Raw genomic sequence first — 21,434 nt, forward strand, 5'->3', positions numbered from 1 at the left:
CCTGGATGTGGATGCATGGGACCTGATCTGGTAGTAGCCAAGCGATGGGGTGACGCAGGAAGGTAGCTGAGCCAGTCAGTGGTAATACTGGTGTAAGCCTGTAGGGCGAATGGTAGGCAAATCCGCCATTCACACAGCCTGAGAGGTGACGCATAGCCGAATGAGGCGAATTCAGTGATCCTATGCTGCCGAGAAAAGCCTCTAGCGAGCTTTCACACGGCCCGTACCCCAAACCGACACAGGTGGTCAGGTAGAGAATACTAAGGCGATCGAGATAACTATGGTTAAGGAACTCGGCAAAATGCCCCCGTAACTTCGGGAGAAGGGGGGCCTCGTCCGGTGATCACTCTTGCAGTGTGAGCTGGGTGGGGCCGCAGAGACCAGTGAGAAGCGACTGTTTACTAAAAACACAGGTCCGTGCGAAGTCGTAAGACGATGTATACGGACTGACGCCTGCCCGGTGCTGGAAGGTTAAGAGGACCGGTTAGCTCTTCGGAGCGAAGCTGAGAATTTAAGCCCCAGTAAACGGCGGTGGTAACTATAACCATCCTAAGGTAGCGAAATTCCTTGTCGGGTAAGTTCCGACCTGCACGAATGGCGTAACGACTTCTCAGCTGTCTCAACCATAGACTCGGCGAAATTGCATTACGAGTAAAGATGCTCGTTACGCGCGGCAGGACGAAAAGACCCCGGGACCTTCACTACAGCTTGGTATTGGTGTTCGGTTCGGTTTGTGTAGGATAGGTGGGAGACTGTGAAGCGCTCACGCCAGTGAGTGTGGAGTCGTTGTTGAAATACCACTCTGATCGTATTGGACCTCTAACCTCGGACCATGATCTGGTTCAGGGACAGTGCCTGGTGGGTAGTTTAACTGGGGCGGTTGCCTCCCAAAATGTAACGGAGGCGCCCAAAGGTTCCCTCAGCCTGGTTGGCAATCAGGTGTCGAGTGCAAGTGCACAAGGGAGCTTGACTGTGAGACTGACAGGTCGAGCAGGGACGAAAGTCGGGACTAGTGATCCGGCACCGGCAAGTGGAAGCGGTGTCGCTCAACGGATAAAAGGTACCCCGGGGATAACAGGCTGATCTTCCCCAAGAGTCCATATCGACGGGATGGTTTGGCACCTCGATGTCGGCTCGTCGCATCCTGGGGCTGGAGTAGGTCCCAAGGGTTGGGCTGTTCGCCCATTAAAGCGGCACGCGAGCTGGGTTTAGAACGTCGTGAGACAGTTCGGTCTCTATCCGCCGCGCGCGTTAGAAACTTGAGGAAGGCTGTCCCTAGTACGAGAGGACCGGGACGGACGAACCTCTGGTGTGCCAGTTGTTCCACCAGGAGCACCGCTGGTTAGCTACGTTCGGAAGGGATAACCGCTGAAAGCATCTAAGCGGGAAGCCTGTTCCAAGATGAGGTTTCTCACCCCCTCGAGGGGGTAAGGCCCCCGGCAGACCACCGGGTTGATAGGCCAGAACTGGAAGTCCGGTAACGGATGCAGGTGACTGGTACTAATAGGCCGAGGACTTACCACAAAGAAGCTACGCGTCCACTGTGCAGTATCTGAAACAACACACGTTTCGGAACTGAAGAAGAAGAACCACCACCACCATCGGTCCAACGATGTGTTGGTTGTGTCTTCGCTGATGTTCCGTGTGACAGTTTCATAGAGTTACGGCGGCCATAGCGGAGGGGAAACGCCCGGTCCCATTCCGAACCCGGAAGCTAAGCCCTCCAGCGCCGATGGTACTGCACCCGACAGGGTGTGGGAGAGTAGGACACCGCCGAACATCCGTTACCGAAAGCCCCCCAACCATGTTGGGGGGCTTTCGGCATTTCACAACACTTTTGGCCGACGGCAAAGCGAAAACCGTTGCGGCACGATCTCTGTCGACCGTGACTGGCGTCCCTCAGTAGTTGCCGCAGGTCTCGGCGATCGTCAGTGCCTTCGCGCGCCACTCGACAGCCGGTCCCTCGGTTGGAACGGTCTCCAGCCGGCTCTTCAGCTGCGGGTGCGAATCGAGGACGGCCTGACGATCGGCAGGGGACTTCGAGAAGAAGTCCGCCAGTTGAGCCTTGCGCTCGGGTGCCTGATCCAGGCGCGCGGCGAGCTGCGGGGTTACGTCGTGCATCGCCGCATCGATCTGGGCGAAGCTGCAGGTGCTGTTCACGAGGCGGTCGGAGTCGGTGTCGGCCGGATCCGCGGAGGCGATCCCCGGTACCAGCGCGGCGGCGGCGAGGGTGCCGGCCGCTGCGATGCCGAGGTGCAGACGTGCTCGTGAAACGTTCATGACGAGTCCTCCAATGTCGGTGGGTATGCCGGGGACACGTTAGGGGTACGAGTTGTGATTCGTCTGAGGACCGTCTGCGAATGGGGGCCCGCGGTCACGTCGGGTCGGGCGAAATCATGGACACCACCTGACCCGTCGCGCGTCCGCGGTCGTCCAGGATGTGCCCGAGGTGTTTGCCGATCTGCATGACCACCGAGCGGTCCGCCACCCGCGACCCGGGCAGGAGCTTCTCCAGGAGAAGTTCGAACCGGTGGACGTCGTTGAGGGTGCGCAACCAGACGGCCATGATCAGGTTGTATTCGCTGGCCACGAGCACCGCCAACCGCACTTCCTCGATCTTGCCCAGCGAGGTCCTCAGTCGCTCGACGAGGGGCGCGGGAACCTGCATGAAGTACCAGGCGTAGATCGGCCACTCCGAGTAGCTCCGGGCGATGTCGGTGCGCAGTCGGAGAGAGCCGTCCCGCCGCATCGTCGCGATCGCGTCGGTGATGCGCTGATTGCTGACGCCTGCGCGTTCCGCGATCGCCGTGGTCGCTGCGCGGCCGTCGATTCCCAGTTCGTGATGGATCAGGCGCTTGAGGCCGGGTGCGACCGTCCGCGCTGCGCGGGGACGCGGCGGTCGGGCTGCGGGAACCTTGGCGACCTGCTCCGCCGACAGCGTCCGGAGCCGCCAGTTCCCGGCCTCGAAGAGCACCTCCGTGATGAGGTGCGTCCGGGCTCGCCGGATCGCCGGATACTCCCCGAGGCGGTGGAGCAGGAATCGTGACGTGTCCACCGAATCCTCTGCCATCAGGGTGAGCAGCAGGTCGCGTCCGCCCGCCGTGAAATCGATACTCGCGACCATTGGATCTTCGGAGATGGCCTCCGCAGTGGAGACGGATTGTCCGGGTGCGCATTCGATTTCGATCAGCGCGCCGCGCCCGGGCGTCCCGGGGTCGTATCCGGTGATCCAGATCAGGCCGGCGTTGAGGAGCCGCTGATAGCGCCTCGACAACGTCACGGGGTCGACGGCCAATGCGGGCGCGAGCGCCTTCCACGATGCCCGTGGCTCGATTTGCAGTGCATGGATGAGTGCGAAGTCGACGTCATCTGGCTCGTAATCCTGCATGGTTTGCCCTTCGATGCCGAGAATGCTGCAAATTTACACGACGGAATTCACGCGGCGGCACTCTTCCATGAGTCACTTTCCACTCGTCCTCTTGGAGTCGACATGAGTTCTTCGCCCCACATCCGGGGAGGCGACGCTGCCACCGCAGCGGTCGGGTTCCTCGTGGTCATGGAGTTCGCGAGCGGGTTGCTGCAGGGGTGGTTCTCCCCGCTGCTGCCCGCCATCGGCGAACGCTTCGACGCGTCGTCCGCCGCATTGAACTGGGTGAGCGCCATGTACCTGCTGGGAACGGCCGCCTGCGTGCCGCTGATCGCCAAACTGGGGGACCTCTTCGGGCACAAACGCCTTCTCGTTCTCGCCACCGCTTCCGTCGCGTTCGGTTCGTACCTCGTCGCGTTCGCGCCGTCCTACGAACTGCTGCTCGTCGGCCGGGCGCTGCAGGCACCGCTCGCGGCGTTCCTGCCGCTCGAATTCGCGATCGTGCGGGACCGAAACGCGGCCACGGCCGGCCGGAGCATCGGCCGGCTCGTCGGGTCACTGACGCTGGGCGCCGCCGTCGGCGGCCTGCTCTCGGGATTCCTCCTCGACTCCGTCGTCGACAATGTCGGGCTGGTCCTGCTCGTCCCCGCCGTGCTCATGACGATCTGCCTGCCCGTCGTGTACTTCCTCGTCCCGGAGACGACGGTACGTAAGGAAGGAACAGTCGACTGGGCCGGTGCGGTCCTGCTCACGGTCGGACTGCTCGGCGTGCTCGGCGGTGTGTCCAACGCGAGCACCTGGGGTTGGACGAGCGCGCTGACGTGGTCGGCCATCGGCGTCGGGGCCGCGGTTCTCGTCGTGTGGGTGTTCGTGGAACGACGCGTCCAGCACCCCCTCGTGGACCTCGACGTCATCGGACGAGGGATGCGGGTACCGATGCTGATGGCGTTGCTGTTCGGCGCCCAGTTGTTCGGTGTCCAGACCCCCTGCGCCCTCTTCCTCCGTGCCGTGCCGGAGACGAACGGCTACGGGATGGGTGTCACCGCGTCCGTGACCGGACTGATCCTGGCGCTGTTCGCGCTCGCGATGTTCGTCGGCGCGTCCGTCAGCGACCGGCTCGCCCGATCCGCCCTCACCGTCCCCGGATCCCTCGCGCTCGGTGCGCTGCTCTCGGCGGCGGCCTACGGACTGATGATCGTCGTCCCGGGGAGCGCCCCACTGTTCGCCCTGTGGCTCGTCGTCGCGGGCCTCGGCGGCGGAGTGGTGGTCGGGGTGCTGCCCACCGTCATCGTGCAGCAGGCGCCGCCGGATTCGGTCGGCATCGCGTCCGGCCTCTACAACACGTCCCGCACCGCGGCGGGCGCCGTGTCCGGCGCCGTGTTCGCGCTCGTGATGTCGTCGATGGTCACCCCGGCACTCACCGCCGGCGGCAAGCAGATCCCCTCCGCGAGCGCCTATCACGTGGTCTGGGCAGTCTGCGCGGCACTGTGCGTCGTCACGGCCATCCTGGCGCGCAAACTCCGGTCTTCCGCGACGACCACCGAGAACGACAAGCCCACGCTCGCCGACGGCGAGCAAGTACACGCCTGACAACCCGTGACACCGAACGAAAGGACATCGAAGTGTCTGTCGATCCACAACTCCTCGGCACCATCGACGAGCTCGGCCCGCAGTACGCCGCGTTGAGCGATGCCATCTGGGACAACCCCGAATTGCGTTGGGAAGAGCACGCGTCCGTCGATGCGCAGATCGCTGCTGCCGAGGCGGAGGGCTTCACCGTCACCCGGTCGGTGGCGGGAATCCCGACCGCATTCAGCGCGGAAGCGGGCAGCGGTCAACCGGTGATCGCCATCGTCGGTGAGTACGACGCCCTCGCCGGGCTGAGCCAGAAGTCGGGAAGTGCTGTGCCGGAGCCGGAACCCGGCAACGAGTCCGGCAACGGACAAGGCTGCGGCCACCACCTGCTCGGCGGCGGCTCCCTCCTCGCCGCGACCGCGGTCAAACGCTACCTCGACGCGAACGGCCTGCCCGGAACCGTCCGCTACTACGGCTGTCCCGCGGAGGAAGCAGCCGCCGGAAAGACGTTCATGGTCAAGGAAGGTGCCTTCGACGACGTCGATGCCGCCGTGTCCTGGCATCCCGGCGACACCACCACCGTGCAACGGATCCGGACGCTCGCGTATGTCCAGGCGTACGTCCGGTTCACCGGCATCGCCGCGCACGCCGGAGTGTCTCCTGAACGTGGCCGCAGCGCACTCGACGCACTCGAACTGATGAACGTGGGCACGAACTTCCTCCGTGAGCACATGCCCTCGGACTGCCGGATCCACTACGCGATCCTCGACACCGGAGGCCGCTCGCCGAATGTCGTGCAGGCGTCCGCCGAGGCCTACTACCTGGTGCGCTCGCCCGACGTGGCCGGCATGCGCGAGCTGTTCGCCCGCGTGACGAAGATCGCCGAAGGCGCCGCCCTGATGACGGAGACGACGGTCGAGATCGAGGTCGACGGCGGCTGCTCGGACATCCTGCCCAACGTCGTCCTCGAGGATTCGATGCAGGAGCGGCTCCGCGAGCTCGGGCCGGTGCCCTTCGACGTCACCGATCTCGCGACCGCGGAGGCGTTCATTACCAAGACGGCGTCGGGACGCACGGCGAGCACGCTCGGCGGTGAATTCGATGGCGACGGAGGCGCTCTGCACACCGGGATCGTCACGTTCGACGCGCGCTCGCTGCGCCCGACGATGACCGGATCCAGCGACCTCGGCGACGTCAGCTGGGTGACGCCGCTCGTGCAGTGCGCCACCGCGTGCGTCGGTGTCGGCACGGCCGCCCACTCGTGGCAGATGGTCGCGCAGGGCAAGCTGCCCGCTGCGCACAAGGGGATGATCCACGCCGCGAAGATCATGGCCTCGACCGCCGTGGACCTCCTGACGGACGCCGAACTGCTGGCGTCGGCGCGCAAGGAATTCAGCACCCGCACGACGCAAACTCCCTACGACTCACCGCTTCCCGACGGGATCGTCGCGCCGCCTCTGCGCGACGCCGTCGCCGTCGCGCAGTGACCGTCGTTCATACCCACCAGGAAGGCACCCGCTCATGACTCTCGCCACCTCCGCAGGCGACACCACCGACGCGCGCACGGTTGCGCTGAAGGATGCTGCGGCGCAAATCATCCGGAACAACGAGCAGAAACTGCTCGAGCTCAGCCATCGTATTCACGACACCCCCGAGATCGCGTTCGAGGAGCACCGCGCGGCCGCGCTCGTCGGGGACACACTCCGGAACGCCGGCTTCGATACCGCCGTCGGCGTCTACGGACTCGACACGGCCGTCGAGGCGACCTACGGAAGCGGCGACCTCACCGTCGCGATCTGCGCCGAGTACGACGCACTGCCCGAGGTCGGACACGCATGCGGGCACAACATGATCGCGGCCGCCGGGGTCGGCACCGCACTCGCGCTCGCGGCCGTCGCCGACGAGGCCGGACTCCGGATCAAACTGCTGGGCACACCCGCCGAGGAGCACGGCGGCGGCAAGATTCCCATGCTCGAAGCCGGCGCGTGGGAGGACGCGGCGCTGTCGCTGATGGTCCACGGCACGTCGGGCACGGACATGCCCTGCGCCTCACTGTGGATGCAGGCGGTCGACCGGTTCGAGGTCACGTTCACCGGCCGCGCCGCACACGCCGCCGGCGCACCCGAGCACGGGATCAACGCCGGACCTGACTTGCACAGTTTTAGTACCCCGGTCAACGTGTCGGTAGTTCCAGCGAGGTGAGGATGGCTGCGGCTTCGACGGTGAGCGGGTCGGCGGCGGTGTGGGGGTGGCCGGCGATGGTCAGGCTGATTTCTTGTAGCGGGCGCAGGGTTTTCACGATGCGCCCGATCGAGACTCCCGTCTCGGCCTGCAGATAGCGGGCGACCGCGAGCGCGGTGAACACGACCGTGAGGTGGGCTTCGATCGCGTCGCGGGTGTGGTGGAACATCGGCCGCGCCCGTAGGTCGGTTTTCGACATGCGGAACGACTGCTCGACATGCCAAAGGTCGTGATACTTGCCGATCACCTCGCCCGGGTCCATCAGTGTGGCGGGGATGTTGGCGACGTAGCCCTTCAACCCGACCAATGATCGGGCCCGATCGAGAGATGCGGTGTCGAGGGTGCGGCCTCCCGCGGTGGTCTTGACGAACCGCGTCGACTTCGGAGCTGTGCCGCCGTCGACGACCTCCCTGGCCCGGGCCTCTTGGGCGTTGAGTGTCTGATTGTCGCGGACCGCCCGTCGTTTCGAGTACTGCCAGACCGCCCGCCAGGACTTCGGATGTCCGGCCGCGTCCCAGACCGGTTCGGTGCGCTTGTTGACGTTGTTGACGGTGCTCTTCGCGTGCCGGGGAGTGACCGTATCGATTATCTGTCCGTCAGCAAAACTATTTCCGTTCCAATGGAAATGGTTTGCGAGATCGGCGGGGGCTTTGGTGACGCGGGACCCGACGATGAACTTGAGTCCGGCCTCGTCGAGGTCCTTGAGATTGCCGGCGGAGAGCATGCCTGCGTCGGCGGCGACAACCATCTCGACGCCCTCGATGTCGTGGCGGGCCTGGAACTGCCGGACGATCGGGACGATGGTATGGGTTTCTGCCTTGTTCCCTTCGAAGCAGCCGATCTCGAGGGGGAATCCGGTACGGTCGACGAGCAGGCCTACCACGATCTGCGGATCCACCCTGCGTTCCTTCGAATATCCGACCTTGCGCAGGTCGTCTTCCTTCTCTGCCTCGAAGTACAGCGTGGTGACGTCGTAGAGCACCAAGCTCAATCCGCCGGTCGCGGCGGCATGCTCGAAACATTTCTTCGCGACCCGGTCTCGGTAATCGTTTGTGGCGCAACGCTTCAATGCGTTGGCGTAGGTGTTGCGGTGGGCCGGGGTCAGGCCGATCTCGGCGACGACCCGGCTGGTGTCGCTCATCGATGTCGGCTCGACGAGCCGGCCGAGGACCAACTGGAAGAACGCGTCGTCGTCGACAGCGTCGAGACCCAGGCGTCGCCATCCGGTCTCGATCGCCTCGATCAGCCAGCGGGACCGTTTCGTCGCGATCACCGATCCGCGTTCCCCACCACCGCCGAGGTCGAGGTCGAGTTCCTGCTGGCCGGCCTGCAGCTTTTCCCGGGCCGCCTGCAACAGTGCCGCCAACTCGCCCTCGGTGTGGGCGGAACCGAGGTGCTCAAGGATCTTGTGGCGGCCCCCGTCCTTCGCGGCGATCTGCACCGCCGTCGCCCCCGACGCGGTCCGAACCTTGCGGATATAGGCAGCCACAACCGGCGATCCTACCGACCGATTAGTGCCCCATATCCCCGACCCGCGAATCCACTACCAGCACAAACGCCAGCCGAAGCGGGAAATCCCCATCGACCTGTGCAAGTCAGGCGCCGCACACGCCGCCGGCGCACCCGAGCACGGGATCAACGCCGGAGCCGCCGCGACGATCGCGCTGAACGCCATCGGGCTGGTCCGCCAGCAGTTCCGGGCGAAGACCCGCGTCAACGCGTTCGTCTCGCACGGCGGCGACGTCACCAACATCATCCCGGCCCGGACGGTCGTGCAGGTCGAGGTGCGGGCACCGGAGATCGACGAGTGGCGCGAGGTGAAGGCACGCGTGCTCGCCTGCTTCGAAGCGGGTGCGATCGCGACCGGATGCGAGTGGACTTACGAGGCGACGGAACCGCCGTACGCGCCGATGGTGCAGAATCCGGTGCTCGCGGACATCTGGGACCGGAACCTGCAGGCCACCGGCCGCGAACTGACGTCCGCCGCACTGGGCGGCGGGTCCAGCGACATGGGCAACGTGTCCCAGGTCGTGCCGTCCATCCACCCCGGGATCGCCGTCCTCGGGAGCACCGCGATCCCGCACAACGCCGACTTCGCGGACGCCGCGGCGACTCCTGCCGCGGACACGGCGATCATCGACGGTGCGACGGCGCTGGCATGGACGGTCCTCGACGCCGCACTGGACGCCGGGGTCCGCGGTGAGCTGCTCCGGCTGCAGGCGGAACGCCCGGAGGGATTCACCCGGACCGCGAACTGGGCATGAGCGCGTACGTCTCCCTGACGGAACTGTTCTCCCTCGGGATCGGGCCCAGCAGCTCCCACACCGTCGGCCCGATGCGGGCGGCGGCGGACTTCGTCGACGAACTGCACGCGGCCGGTCGGCTCGACCGGGTCGAGAAGGTGGAGTGCATTCTCTACGGGGCGCTGGCGGCGACCGGCATCGGCCACGGAACCCCCGATGCGGTCGTCGCCGGGCTCGCCGGGGCCCGGCCGGAGACGTGCGATCCCGACGACGTCCGGGGCGCGTGGCGAAGGCTCGGCGACGGCGCCCCCGTGGCCCTCGGCGGGACGCGTCCGGTGATCGTGCGCGAACGGGACGTGGTGTTCGCGCCGCTCACTCGGATGCCGGTGCACACCAACGCATTGCGGCTGCGAGCCGTCGACGGCGCCGGATCCGCCGTCGCCGACCGGGTGTACTACTCGGTCGGCGGCGGGTTCGTCGTTCCGGAGAATGCGCGACCGCCCGCAGTCGACGACGGGCCCGCCGTGCCGTTCCCCTTCACGACCGCCGGTGAGCTGCTCGAGATCTGCGCCGAGACCGGGAACAGCATCGCCGAGGTCGCGGACGCGAACGAGGCAGTACTGATCGGGGCCGACCGCGTGCCGGAAGCGGTCGACCGCATCTGGTCGGCGATGGTGTCGTGCATCGAGTCCGGCGTCGCCACCGAGGGCAGGCTGCCCGGTGGACTGGACGTGGTGCGCCGGGCACCGGGTCTGTACCGGCGACTGGTGTCCACCGGCGCGTCCCACGATGCGATCGACTGGCTGCAGACGTACGCGATGGCCGTCAACGAGGAGAACGCCGCCGGTGGTCGCGTCGTCACGGCGCCGACGAACGGGGCAGCGGGGATCGTCCCGGCCGTCGGGAGGTACTACGAGCAGTTCCTCGCCGGCGGCACCGCGGACATGCGGACGTTCCTGCTCACCGCCACGGCGATCGGATCGCTGGTGAAGGCGAACGCGTCCATCTCGGGAGCGGAGGCAGGCTGCCAGGGTGAGGTCGGGTCGGCGTGCGCGATGGCTGGCGGGGCGCTGTGCGCGGTGCTCGGCGGAACGCCGGCGCAGGTCGAGTACGCCGCCGAGATCGCGATGGAACACCACCTCGGTCTCACCTGCGACCCGGTCGGAGGTCTCGTGCAGATCCCCTGCATCGAGCGGAACGGGATCGCGGCGGTGACCGCTCTGAGCGCGGCCCGGATGGCGCTCAACCGCGACGGCAGCCACGTCGTCTCCCTCGACACCGTCATCGAGACGATGCGGCAGACCGGCCTCGACATGTCCGACAAGTACAAGGAGACGTCGACGGGCGGTCTCGCGCTCAACGTTGTGATGTGTTGAAACGGGCATATCAGTTGAAACGGGCATATCGGGAGTGGTGGCTGAGCCTAGACTCCGAAGATGGAACGCAGTGCGAAGGCTGCACGCGAGCAGCGCACCGATCAGCGGTCGACGTTCGACAAGTTCGTCGAGCAGATCGAACTCCGGGTCAGCCAGGCGCCGTTCTTCGGGATCTGCGCCGGCGTCGTGGTCCTGTGGGTGGTCAGCATTCCGCTGTGGAAGGACCTCCACGAGTGGCAGATCGCCATCCACACCGTCGGCGCCGTGTTCACGCTGCTGCTGGTGGTGCTGCTCGAGAACGCGAGCAGGCGTTCGTCGGAGGCGCTGCAGGAGAAACTCAACGTCATCGCCGAGGCCCTTGCCGACCTGCTCGACTCCTCCGCCCAGGACGATCCCGAACTGAAGAAGGCGGAGGTGAAGCTGCGGGAGGCGGTCGGGCTCGAGGAGCGGCACTGATCCATGCGCCCCTGTGACACAGCGCACCGAACAGGTAAGTTATGTGTAACCGCGAAAACTACTAACCAGTAGGGGTACGAAATGCCTGTTCCGACCGCCGCCACGTTCGCGCGGCTCGCCGACCTCATCGCCATCCCGGACGCCGCAGATCGCCCGACGCGGTCCGTCGTCGAGGCGTTCACGGGCAAGGAACTGGCCACCGTCCCTGTCGGCACGGCCCAGGACGCCGAGGACGCGATCGCACGTGCGCGGGTGGCACAGAAGGACTGGGCCACGCGTCCCGTCACGGAACGCGCCGCGATCTTCCACCGCTACCGCGACCTGGTGCTCGCGAACCGCGACGCCCTGATGGACATGGCGCAGGCCGAGACGGGCAAGTCCCGCGCCGCCGCGCAGGAGGAGGTCCTCGACATCTCGATGACCGCCCGCCACTATGCGCGCGTCGCCCCCAAGCTGCTGCGTCCCCGCCGCATCTCCGGCATGCTGCCCGGCCTCACCAAGACGGTCGTGCGGTACCAGCCGAAGGGCGTCGTCGGCGTCATCTCGCCGTGGAACTACCCCATGACCCTCGCGGTGTCGGACGCCGTCGCCGCGCTCCTCGCCGGCAACGCCGTCGTCCTCAAGCCCGACAGCCAGACCCCGTACTGCGCCCTGGCCTGCGTCGACCTGCTGTACCAGGCCGGGCTGCCGCGCGACCTGTTCGCCGTCGTTCCCGGACCGGGCTCGGTGGTCGGCACCGCCCTCGTCGAGAACACCGAGTACCTGATGTTCACCGGGTCCTCGGCGACGGGTCAGCTCCTCGCCGAGCAGGCCGGTCGCCGCCTCATCGGCTTCTCCGCCGAACTCGGCGGCAAGAACCCGATGATCGTCACCGCGGGCGCCAACCTCCGTGAGGTCACCGACGCCGCCGTGCGTGCCTGCTACTCCAACTCCGGGCAGCTGTGCATCTCCATCGAGCGCATCTACGTCGAGGAGTCCATCGCACCCGAATTCACCCGGATGTTCGGCGAACGCGTCCGCAACATGAAGCTCGGCGCCGGCTACGACTTCGGCATCGAAATGGGCAGCCTCGTGTCCGAGGACCAGGTCAAGGCCGTGTCCAGCCACGTCGACGACGCCGTCGTCAAGGGCGCCACCGTGGTGGCGGGCGGCAAGGCACGCCCCGACCTCGGACCCCTGTTCTACGAGCCGACGGTCCTGACCGGTGTTCCCGAGGACGCCGAGTGCTACCGCGACGAGACGTTCGGACCGCTGGTCTCGATCTACCCCGTCGCCGACGTCGACGAAGCGGTCGAACGCGCCAACGACACCGAGTACGGCCTGAACGCGAGCGTGTGGGCGGGAACCAAGGCGGAGGGCGAGGCCATCGCCGCACGGATCCACGCCGGAACCGTCAACGTCGACGAGGGTTACGCGCCGGCGTGGGGCAGCACCGGAGCGCCGATGGGCGGCATGGGGGTGTCCGGCGTCGGGCGCCGCCACGGCGAGGACGGGCTCCTCAAGTACACCGAGCCGCAGACCATCGCCACCACCCGCGTCCTCAACCTCGGTGGCCCGCGGGGACTGTCGCCGAAGGTGTGGGCCAAGATCATGCCGCCCTTCGTGAAGGCGCTGCAGTGGATTCCGGGCCGCTAGACGTGGACAGCGCGAAAATCCTGATCGACGTTCCGCCCACCCAAGTGTGGGGTGTGGTGACCGACGTCGAGGGCATGGGCCGGTTCAGTCCCGAGAACACCGGCGCGCGCTGGACATCGGGCACACCGGCGACGGTGGGATCGCGGTTCGTCGGCGCCAACCGGCACGGACCGGTGCGCTGGAAGACGCACTGCACCGTCGTGGATGTCGTTCCGGACCAGAGGTTCTCGTTCGAGGCGGACGAACCGAAGGCCCGCTGGACGTACCACCTCGAACCCTCCGGCTCCGGCACTCTCGTCACCGAGACCCGGGAGAACTACGCGACGCCCGTATGGTGGGTGCGACTGGTGCAGAAATCGAAGGTGCTGGGCAGCAACCGCGACCGGCTGATGCAGGACGGAATGCGGCAGACTCTCGAGCGCATGAAAGTCGCCCTCGAGAGCTGATCTTCCACCCTGGGGTGCGGATTCGTCACCCTAGGGTGCCTGTCGCAAGTCTCCGAAGGACCCGAGACTGAACGGTGTCCACACCTCTCGGAGGCGCCTCCATGAATCCTCGGCCGACACCCGTCGAAGCTGGTCGGTCGTGCCCTGACGTCCGCCGCGAGGACGTCTCGTTCACCTCGCGAGGGCAGCGCTGCGCCGCCTGGCTGTACCGTCGCCGAGCCGAAACACTCACGCCGGCACCCTGTGTGGTGCTCGCGCACGGCTGGAGCGGAGTGCGCGAGCAGCGACTCGACGCCTTCGCGGCACGGTTCGCGGCCGCGGGAATCGCGGCGCTGGTGTTCGACTACCGCCACTTCGGTGCCAGCGAGGGAGAACCCCGGCAACTGCTCGACATCGGCAGCCAGCTCGACGACTGGGACAGCGCCGTCGCGTACGTGTGCACCCGCCCGGACATCGACCCCGGCCGGGTTGCGCTCTGGGGGACGTCACTGTCCGGCGGACTCGTCCTGACCACGGCAGCGCGGGACCGTCGCGTGGCCGCGGTCGTGTCGCAGGTTCCGTACGTCGACGGACTGACCAACCTCCCGCGACTCGGGCCGGCCGGGCTCGGCCGCATGGCGGTCGCCTACCTGCGCGACCGGTACGCCCAACTGCGACACCGTCCGCCGCACATGTTCCCCGTCGTCGGACCGCCGGGCTCGTTCGCGGCCATGACGTCACCCGACGCGGAGGCGGGGTATCACGCGATGGATCCGCCCGGTTCGACGTGGCGCAACGAAACCCCGGGCCGGGTGGCGTTGCAGGCGGCGCTGTACCGGCCGACGAGGACCGTCGCGAAGATCGCCTGCCCCGTCTTCTTCGCCATCGCAGACAACGACGTCGTCACGTTCACCCGCAGTGCGCAGAAAGCCGCGGCCAGGACCCCCGACGCCGAGGTGCACGTGTACCCGGGCGGGCACTTCGACCCGTACTTCGATGCACTGTTCGAGCGGGTGGTCGCGGACGAGACCGACTTCCTGGTCCGCCACCTCCTGCCGCCGGCCGGCTAACTGCTCACGGCGCCGAACTGTTCGCGCAGAACGCCTTTGACGACCTTGCCGCTGGCATTGCGGGGCAATTGGGGGAGGACCTCGACGAACCTGGGCCGCTTGTACCGGGCGACCCGGCCGTCGAGCCAGTCCGCGAGGGCGTCGACCCCCGGCGCGGCCCCGGCCCGCGGGACCACGACCGCGACGGGAACCTCGCCCCACCGCTCGTCGGCCCGCCCGATCACCGCGACGTCGAGAATGTCCGGGTGAGCGGCGAGGGCATTCTCGACCTCGGCGCAGTAGATGTTCTCCCCGCCCGAGATGATCATGTCCTTCTTGCGGTCCACCACATACACGAATCCCTCGGAATCCACGCGCACCAGATCGCCGGAGTGGAACCAGCCGCCGTCGAACGCGTCCGCGGTGGCCTCGGGGTTGCGCCAGTATCCCTCCATGAGTCCCGGTCCGCGGTAGACGATCTCACCGATCTCGCCCTGCGGCACGTCGTTCATCGTCTCGTCGACCACGCGCATCGCGACCGTGTCGATGGGCTTCCCGACCGAGCCGATCTTGCGCACGGCATCCTTGCCGTCGAGCATGCACGTCACCGGCGACATCTCGGTCTGCCCGAAGAAGGCCACGATCGCGGCGTCGGGGAATGCGGCGTTCAGCCGGTCGAGGAGTGTCGGGGTGGCAGGCGCGGCGCCCCATCCCAGCACCCGCAGGGCCAGATCCCGGCCCTCGGGGCCGGCGTCGTCGAGGATGGCCTGCCACTGGGTGGGCACCATGAACACACTGGTCACCCGCTCGCGCTCGAGCGCGTCGAGTAGTTCGGTCGCGTCGAACGCACCGGTCGGATGGATCACGACGGTCGCGCCGATCAGCAGGAACGGCCCGACGCTGCCGAGGGCGGCGATGTGGAACAGCGGCGACGAGACCAGGTTGACCTCGGACTCGGTGTCGAACAGTCGCCATCCCCGGATGAGGGTCAGTGCCTGCGCCTGCAGATTCAGGTGCGACAGCACCGCGCCCTTCGGGCGCCCGGTGGTGCCGGACGTGTACATGATGGCGGCAGGCGAGTCCTCCGGTACGTCCGCGATCGGAAAGTCGGGATCGGCGGCGCCCAACTGCTTCTCGAGCGAGACGTCGTCGGGGGCGTCGCCGACCACGAGCACCGGCACGGCGCCGTCGACCTCGCCGGCGAGATCGGTGAGTGAATCCTCGACGACCACGACGGCGGCGTCGCTGTCTGCGACGATGAACTTCACCTCGCCGGGACTCAGCCGGAAATTGACGGGGACGGCGATCGCGCCCAGGCGGGTCGCGGCGAGCATCACCTCGAGGAACTCGGGGCGGTTGGTGAGCAGCAGCACGACGCGGTCGCCGCGAGCGACACCGCGGGCGGCGAGTACCGCCGCGGTCCGCGCGCTGCGGTCGTCGAGTTCACGCCAGGTGGTCGAGGCGCCCCGGAACCGGAGCGCCACCGCATCGGGATTCGCGAAAGCATGCCGGGCAACATGATTGGCCCAGTGCGTCCGCCGCGAGGCGAACGGCTGCGCGTGCGACGACGCTGTCACGGTGACGTCCGCTGTCATGGTGATGTCCTCAGGCCCGGCCGAACACAGCGGGACGCTTTTCCAGGAACGCTGCGACGCCCTCCTGGAAATCGGCGGCGGCGAGAAGGTCGATCTGGCCCGAACGCTCGCGGGCGAATGCGTTGTCGAGTTCGATGAGCGTCGCGTCGTTGACGGCGTCCTTGGTGAAGTGGAAGGCCTCCGACGGTCCGTCGGCGAGACGTCGCGCGAGGGCGTCGACGGTCGCGGCGAACTCGTCGTCGGGGTATACATCGGCGATCAACCCGGCCGCGAGAGCCTCACGCGCGGGCAGTCGTTCGGCCAGGAGTGCCATCTTCAGGGCGCGGGCGCGACCGATCGACGCGGCGACCAACGCGGTGGCGCCGCCGTCGGGCATCAGACCGACCTTCGTGAAGGCGAGCAGGAAATAGCTGGACTCGGTGGCGATCGTGAGGTCGCAGGCCAGGGCGAGCGAGACCCCGACACCCGCCGCGGGACCGTTGACCGCACCGATCACGGGCCGCGGGAACGCGCGGATCGCGGCCGCCGCGCGGTTCGCGGCGTCGATCGTCGCGGACGACGGTGGCCCGGAGATGTCGAGGCCACCCAGGTCGGCACCCGTGCAGAAGGCGCGGCCGGCGCCGGTGAGGATCGCGACCCGCGCCTCCGCGTCACCGGCGTGCTTGTCGAAGGCGTCGGCGATGGCGTCGAGGGACTCGGTGGTGACGGCGTTCATGCGGGACGGGCGGTCGAGGGTGACGCGGAGGACGCCGTTGTCGACGGTCGTGTGCACGCCGGGAATGTCGGAGGTCATGAGGATCCTTAGTCAGGAAGGGCGGACGGAGAGGGCGATTTTGCCGGTGGCGGAACGGGTTTCGAGTGTCCGCAGTGCGTCGCCGGCGTGTTCGAACGAGTAGACGGTGGGTTCGGTGATCCGGAGCGCGCCGGATTCGAGGAGAGGGCTCAGGGCCGCCCACTGCCGGCCCGTGTAACCGGGATGGGTGCGCACGTACTCGCCCCATCCCGCGCCGAGAACCGAGATGTTACGCAGCAGAAGCCGATTGACCTTGACGGTGGGGATCTCGCCGCCGGTGAAACCGAGGACCACGAGCCGCCCGTTGGGCGCGAGGCTGCGCAGACTGTCGGTGAAACGGTCGCCGCCCACCGGGTCGAGGATGATGTCGACGCCGCGGCCGTCGGTGAGGTCGCGGACCCGGTCCTTCCACCCGTCCACGAAGACGACGTGGTCGGCGCGGTTGGCCTTCGCGATGCCGGCCTTCTCCTCCGTGCTGACCACGGCTATTGTCTCGAGTCCCAGCGCGGCCGCGACCTGCAGCGCGGCCACCCCGACACCGCCGGCGGCGCCGTGCACCAGAACGGTCTCGCCTGCGCGGTAGCGGGCACGCTCGTCGAGGGCGAAGTGCACGGTGAGGTAGTTCAGCAGGAATCCGGCGCCCGCCTCGAGCGACACCGAGTCGGGGAGCGGGAACACCGAGTCGGGTTCCACCGCGACGGTCTGCTGCCACGCCCCGTCCGTCGCGAGCACGGCCACCCGTTGTCCTGCCCGGATGCCGCTGTCTGCGGGGGCGCTGCGGACGACGCCCGCGCCCTCGAGTCCCAGCACGAAGGGCATGTCGCGGACGATCTGATAGCTGCCGGTGGTCTGCAGCAGGTCGGGAAAGGCGACGCCGGCGGCGTGCAGATCGACGACGACGCGTCCGGTTCCGTCGGGTTCGTCGATCTCGGCGAGCTGTACTCCGGCGGGGCCGGAAGCGCTGGTCAGTTGCTGGGCATACACGTGGTGATCTCCTCCGTCGGTCCCTGACTATCCATACCAGACGCTACTGAACGGGCGCTAGATAAAGTCGGCCATTGACCGTGTGCTCGGCGGCGTGGTACTAACTTTAACGAGCGATCAGTAATCAGGCCGAGTCGGAGGATGAGACGTGCCAGAACAGACCGAGACGGTGGAGGCAGCCGCACTGTGGGAGCGGCGCGGAGGCATCGGCATCATCACGTTGAACCGCCCCAAGGCGCTCAATGCGGTGAACGGCGCGCTGTCGACCGCCGTGGGCAATCTGCTCGAGCAGGCCGAGAACGACCCCGACGTACGGGTGGTCGTGGTGACCGGGTCCGGCCGCGCGTTCTGCGCCGGCGCCGACCTCAAGGCACTCTCCACCGGTGGAAACATCGCTGCGGAGGGGCACCCCGAATGGGGCTTCGCCGGATACGCGCAGCACTGGATCAGCAAGCCGACCATCGCCGCGGTCAACGGCTTCGCCCTCGGCGGCGGCACCGAACTGGTGCTGGCCAGCGACCTCGCGGTCGTGGACGAGGAAGCGAAACTCGGGCTTCCCGAGGTCAAGCGAGGACTGTTCGCCGCCGCGGGCGGCGTGATCCGCCTGCAGCAGCAGATCCCCAAGAAGGTCGCGCTGGAGATCGCGCTGACCGGCGAACCGATCACCGCGGCGCAGGGCAAGGAACTGGGCCTCGTCAACCGGGTCGCCCCGGCGGGCACCGCCCTCGACGTCGCGCTCGAACTCGCCGAGCAGATCGCCGCCAACGCACCCCTGTCGGTGCGTGAATCGAAGGCCATGATCCACCGCACCGCAACCGAGCCCGACTGGGGCGACCGGGCATGGGAGGCGAACACCGCCGCCATCGCCACCATCTTCACCAGCGCGGACGCCAAGGAAGGGCCGACGGCATTCGCCGAGAAGCGGCAACCGGTCTGGCAGGGCCGCTGACCCGTGAGTACTTGTTAACCGCGGGCGGTTAACAAGTACTCACGGGTGGCGCAGCCGCACACACTTTCTCCTCCTCGAAAGGGAACATCATGACCAACGCTGTCATCGTGGACGTAGTCCGCCTCGCCTCCGGCAAGGGCAAACCCGGCGGTGCGCTGTCGGGTACGCACCCGGTGGAACTGCTCGCGCACGTGCTGCGCACCATCGTCGAACGGAACGGCATCGACCCCGTGCTGGTCGACGACGTCATCGGCGGCTGTGTCGGCCAGGCCGGCGAGCAGGCCCTCAACATCACCCGGACCGCGGTGCTGTCGGCCGGGTTCCCGGATTCGGTTCCGGCGACCACCGTCGACCGCCAGTGCGGCTCCAGCCAGCAGGCGGCGCACTTCGCGGCGCAGGGCGTGATCGCCGGCGCCTACGACATCGTGATCGCCGCGGGTGTCGAGTCGATGTCGCGTGTTCCGATGGGTACGACCACCATCGGGCAGGACGCGTCCGGTCCGGGCATCGCCGCCCGCTACCCCGAAGGCCTTGTCAACCAGGGTATTTCCGCGGAACTGATCGCCGCCAAGTGGAAGTTCGACCGCGACACCCTCGACACGTTCTCCGCGCAGTCGCACCAGCGCGCCGCCGACGCCGCGTCGAAGGGGTTGTTCGCCAAGGAGATCATCCCGATCGACGTGACCAACGCCGCCGGTGAGACGGTGACGCACACCGTCGACGAGACGGTGCGCGCCACGACTACCGCCGAGGGACTGTCCGGGCTGAAGTCGTCGTTCTACTCGGAGAAGTACGCGGCCCGGTTCCCCGAGGCGCAGTGGCACATCACCCCGGGAAACTCGTCGCCGCTGACCGACGGTGCGTCCGCGGCACTGATCATGAGCGAGGAGATGGCGTCGAAGCTGGGTCTGACCCCGCGGGCACGGTTCCACTCGTTCGCCGTCGCCGGTGACGACCCGGTCTTCATGCTCACCGCGCCGATCCCGGCGACGAAGAAGATCCTCGCCAAGTCGGGGCTGAGCATCGACGACATCGACGCCTACGAGGTCAACGAGGCGTTCGCGCCGGTGCCGCTGGCGTGGGCGCACGAGTTCGGGGCCGACCCGGCCAAGCTCAACCCGTGGGGCGGCGCCATCGCGCTCGGGCACGCGCTCGGATCGTCGGGCACCCGCCTGCTGAGCACCCTGGTCAACAACCTCGAGGCCACCGGCGGACGCTACGGCCTGCAGACCATGTGCGAGGGCGCGGGCATGGCCAACGCCACCATCATCGAACGCATCTGACCCACACCCCCCGAAAACCCTGCTTCCGAAAGGTAAGACATGATCGTCAACGACAGCGTCGCACTCGTCACCGGCGGTGCCTCCGGCCTCGGCCTCGCCACCACCAAGGCCCTGCTCGCAGACGGCGCCAGCGTCGTCATCATCGACCTGCCCTCCTCCGACGGTGAGACCGTCGCCAAGGAACTCGGCGACCGCGTGCGTTTCGCCGCAGGCGACGTCACCAGCGAGGCCGACGTGTCCGCCGCACTCGACGTCGCGGAGTCGCTCGGACCGCTGCGTGTCGCCGTGAACTGCGCCGGCATCGGCAACGCCATCAAGACCGTGAGCAAGAACGGCGCGTTCCCGCTCGCCGACTTCACCAAGATCGTCACCGTCAACCTGATCGGCACGTTCAACGTGATCCGCCTTGCCGCCGAGCGCATCTCGAAGAACGAGCCGATCGAGGGCGAGCGCGGCGTCATCATCAACACCGCCTCCGTCGCCGCATACGAGGGCCAGATCGGTCAGGCCGCGTACTCCGCGTCCAAGGGCGGCGTCGTCGGCATGACGCTGCCGATCGCCCGCGACCTCGCCTCGCTGCTGATCCGCGTCAACACGATCGCTCCCGGCCTGTTCAAGACGCCGCTGCTCGGATCCCTGCCGGAGGCTGCGCAGCAGTCGCTCGGTGGCCAGGTGCCGCACCCCTCGCGTCTCGGCGACCCGTCGGAGTACGGCGCCCTCGCCGCGCACATCGTGTCGAACCCGATGCTCAACGGTGAGACCATCCGTCTCGACGGCGCCATCCGCATGGCACCGCGCTGATCGGCGACCTGTGACTCTGCGCGAGGACGGGCCTGCCACCACCGAGACGGTGTATGCCGACTGGCGGACCTTCGAGGCCCTGACGATGACGCCCATCCTCGAGCAGGCACTGGATCTGTTCAACGAGAACGGTTACCACGGCACGACGGTGCGGCAGATCGCCCGTCGTGTCGGGGTGACCGTCCCCGCCCTGTACTACCACCACGAGAGCAAGGAAGCCGTTCTCGTGGCCCTGTTCGAACTGCAGATGCGCGAACTGAACGAACGCGCCGAGGCAGCCGCCCGCGAGGCCGGCGACGACGTGCTGGCGCAATTCGCCAACGTCGTCGAGGCCATCGTCCTGTACATGACGTACCGGGTGCGGCACGTCTCCCTCGACACCGAGCTGCGGCACGTCTCCGCCGACAGCCGCAGTCGCTACGCCGCGACCCGCAAGCGGCTCGAACTGATGATGGTCGACCTCGTCGCCGACGGCGTCGCCCGCGACGTGTTCCACAGCGGCGACGTCCCCGAGACCGTGCGCGCTCTCCTCGGGATGTTCCAGTCGATTCCGCGGTGGTATCAGCTCGGCGGAGCACTGACTCCCGAGCAGGTCGCCGGCCGCTACGTCGACATCGCTCTCCACACCGTCGGGTATCTACCCGCTCACTGACCGTTTCCCC

At 67.4% G+C, this 21,434-nt stretch carries 19 protein-coding genes and 2 rRNA genes (1 of these 21 cut by a window edge); 15 read left to right on the forward strand and 6 right to left on the reverse strand.

Going from position 1 to position 21,434, the window contains the following annotated elements; all coding sequences use genetic code 11:
- Positions 1-1,524: ribosomal RNA gene (locus tag JWS14_RS21540) — 23S ribosomal RNA — on the forward strand (it extends 1,609 nt beyond the left edge of the window).
- A gap of 138 nt (positions 1,525-1,662) precedes the next feature.
- Positions 1,663-1,779: ribosomal RNA gene (gene rrf / locus JWS14_RS21545) — 5S ribosomal RNA — on the forward strand.
- A gap of 120 nt (positions 1,780-1,899) precedes the next feature.
- On the opposite strand, the gene JWS14_RS21550 is transcribed toward rrf, so the two are convergent.
- Together JWS14_RS21550 and JWS14_RS21555 are read right to left on the reverse strand one after the other, a co-directional pair.
- Positions 1,900-2,280: a hemophore-related protein gene (locus JWS14_RS21550; protein WP_206014318.1), complete on the reverse strand. Its 381-nt coding sequence runs from the start codon at positions 2,278-2,280 to the stop codon at positions 1,900-1,902.
- Positions 2,281-2,374: 94 nt separating this feature from the next.
- Positions 2,375-3,388: an Lrp/AsnC family transcriptional regulator gene (locus JWS14_RS21555; protein ID WP_206014319.1), complete on the reverse strand. Its 1,014-nt coding sequence runs from the start codon at positions 3,386-3,388 to the stop codon at positions 2,375-2,377.
- A 102-nt stretch (positions 3,389-3,490) separates the two neighbouring features.
- On the opposite strand from JWS14_RS21555, the gene JWS14_RS21560 reads away from it, so the two are divergent.
- From JWS14_RS21560 to JWS14_RS21570, 3 genes are read left to right on the forward strand one after another with little or no spacing between them, the layout of a single operon-like run.
- Positions 3,491-4,957, forward strand: a complete 1,467-nt coding sequence (locus tag JWS14_RS21560) for an MFS transporter (RefSeq protein WP_095862759.1) — start codon at positions 3,491-3,493, stop codon at positions 4,955-4,957.
- Positions 4,958-4,989: 32 nt separating this feature from the next.
- Positions 4,990-6,429 carry an amidohydrolase gene (locus JWS14_RS21565; protein WP_072949251.1) on the forward strand — a complete coding sequence of 480 codons (1,440 nt, stop codon included), beginning with the start codon at positions 4,990-4,992 and terminating at the stop codon, positions 6,427-6,429.
- Positions 6,430-6,463: 34 nt separating this feature from the next.
- Positions 6,464-7,144 (forward strand): M20/M25/M40 family metallo-hydrolase, encoded by a 681-nt coding sequence (locus JWS14_RS21570; protein ID WP_241031432.1) that lies wholly within the window; start codon positions 6,464-6,466, stop codon positions 7,142-7,144.
- Here JWS14_RS21570 and JWS14_RS21575 read toward each other — a convergent pair.
- A complete protein-coding gene (locus tag JWS14_RS21575; protein ID WP_206014320.1) occupies positions 7,116-8,672 on the reverse strand; it encodes an IS1634 family transposase in 1,557 nt (518 codons plus the stop codon). The genes JWS14_RS21570 and JWS14_RS21575 overlap by 29 nt on opposite strands.
- 25 nt (positions 8,673-8,697) lie before the next feature.
- Here JWS14_RS21575 and JWS14_RS21580 point away from each other — a divergent pair, with 25 nt between their 5' ends.
- The 6 genes from JWS14_RS21580 (at position 8,698) to JWS14_RS21605 (ending at position 14,388) form a co-directional block, all read left to right on the forward strand.
- Positions 8,698-9,447, forward strand: a complete 750-nt coding sequence (locus JWS14_RS21580; protein ID WP_241031433.1) for a peptidase dimerization domain-containing protein — start codon at positions 8,698-8,700, stop codon at positions 9,445-9,447.
- Positions 9,444-10,802 (forward strand): L-serine ammonia-lyase, encoded by a 1,359-nt coding sequence (locus JWS14_RS21585; RefSeq protein WP_072949247.1) that lies wholly within the window; start codon positions 9,444-9,446, stop codon positions 10,800-10,802. Before JWS14_RS21580 ends, JWS14_RS21585 begins: the two co-directional genes overlap by 4 nt.
- A gap of 60 nt (positions 10,803-10,862) precedes the next feature.
- The gene (locus tag JWS14_RS21590; RefSeq protein ID WP_072949245.1) at positions 10,863-11,258 is read left to right on the forward strand and encodes a low affinity iron permease family protein; all 396 of its coding nucleotides are present in this window, start codon (positions 10,863-10,865) and stop codon (positions 11,256-11,258) included.
- Positions 11,259-11,339: 81 nt separating this feature from the next.
- Complete coding sequence (locus JWS14_RS21595; RefSeq protein ID WP_072949243.1) at positions 11,340-12,893, forward strand: succinic semialdehyde dehydrogenase; 1,554 nt, start codon at positions 11,340-11,342, stop codon at positions 12,891-12,893.
- Positions 12,894-12,895: 2 nt separating this feature from the next.
- The gene (locus tag JWS14_RS21600) at positions 12,896-13,339 is read left to right on the forward strand and encodes an SRPBCC family protein (RefSeq protein ID WP_206014321.1); all 444 of its coding nucleotides are present in this window, start codon (positions 12,896-12,898) and stop codon (positions 13,337-13,339) included.
- A gap of 101 nt (positions 13,340-13,440) precedes the next feature.
- The gene (locus JWS14_RS21605) at positions 13,441-14,388 is read left to right on the forward strand and encodes an alpha/beta hydrolase (RefSeq protein WP_206014322.1); all 948 of its coding nucleotides are present in this window, start codon (positions 13,441-13,443) and stop codon (positions 14,386-14,388) included.
- On the opposite strand, the gene JWS14_RS21610 is transcribed toward JWS14_RS21605, so the two are convergent.
- From JWS14_RS21610 to JWS14_RS21620, 3 genes are read right to left on the reverse strand one after another with little or no spacing between them, the layout of a single operon-like run.
- A complete protein-coding gene (locus tag JWS14_RS21610; protein ID WP_241031434.1) occupies positions 14,385-15,962 on the reverse strand; it encodes a long-chain-fatty-acid--CoA ligase in 1,578 nt (525 codons plus the stop codon). The two genes, JWS14_RS21605 and JWS14_RS21610, sit on opposite strands and share 4 nt — an antisense overlap.
- Positions 15,963-15,972: 10 nt before the next feature.
- Complete coding sequence (locus JWS14_RS21615) at positions 15,973-16,755, reverse strand: enoyl-CoA hydratase (RefSeq protein WP_206014323.1); 783 nt, start codon at positions 16,753-16,755, stop codon at positions 15,973-15,975.
- A gap of 12 nt (positions 16,756-16,767) precedes the next feature.
- Entirely contained in the window at positions 16,768-17,739 is a 972-nt protein-coding gene (locus JWS14_RS21620) for an NADPH:quinone oxidoreductase family protein (protein WP_206014324.1), read from the reverse strand.
- 148 nt (positions 17,740-17,887) lie between these two features.
- On the opposite strand from JWS14_RS21620, the gene JWS14_RS21625 reads away from it, so the two are divergent.
- From JWS14_RS21625 to JWS14_RS21640, 4 genes are all read left to right on the forward strand, one after another.
- Positions 17,888-18,688 (forward strand): crotonase/enoyl-CoA hydratase family protein, encoded by an 801-nt coding sequence (locus JWS14_RS21625; protein ID WP_206014325.1) that lies wholly within the window; start codon positions 17,888-17,890, stop codon positions 18,686-18,688.
- Between the two features lie 89 nt (positions 18,689-18,777).
- Entirely contained in the window at positions 18,778-19,971 is a 1,194-nt protein-coding gene (locus JWS14_RS21630) for a thiolase family protein (RefSeq protein ID WP_206014326.1), read from the forward strand.
- A gap of 39 nt (positions 19,972-20,010) precedes the next feature.
- Positions 20,011-20,772, forward strand: a complete 762-nt coding sequence (locus JWS14_RS21635) for a 3-hydroxyacyl-CoA dehydrogenase (RefSeq protein ID WP_072949228.1) — start codon at positions 20,011-20,013, stop codon at positions 20,770-20,772.
- A gap of 10 nt (positions 20,773-20,782) precedes the next feature.
- Entirely contained in the window at positions 20,783-21,424 is a 642-nt protein-coding gene (locus tag JWS14_RS21640; protein WP_095862770.1) for a TetR/AcrR family transcriptional regulator, read from the forward strand.
- Positions 21,425-21,434 lie beyond the last annotated feature (10 nt).

Source organism: Rhodococcus koreensis (genome assembly GCF_017068375.1).
GTDB lineage: Bacteria > Actinomycetota > Actinomycetes > Mycobacteriales > Mycobacteriaceae > Rhodococcus_F > Rhodococcus_F koreensis.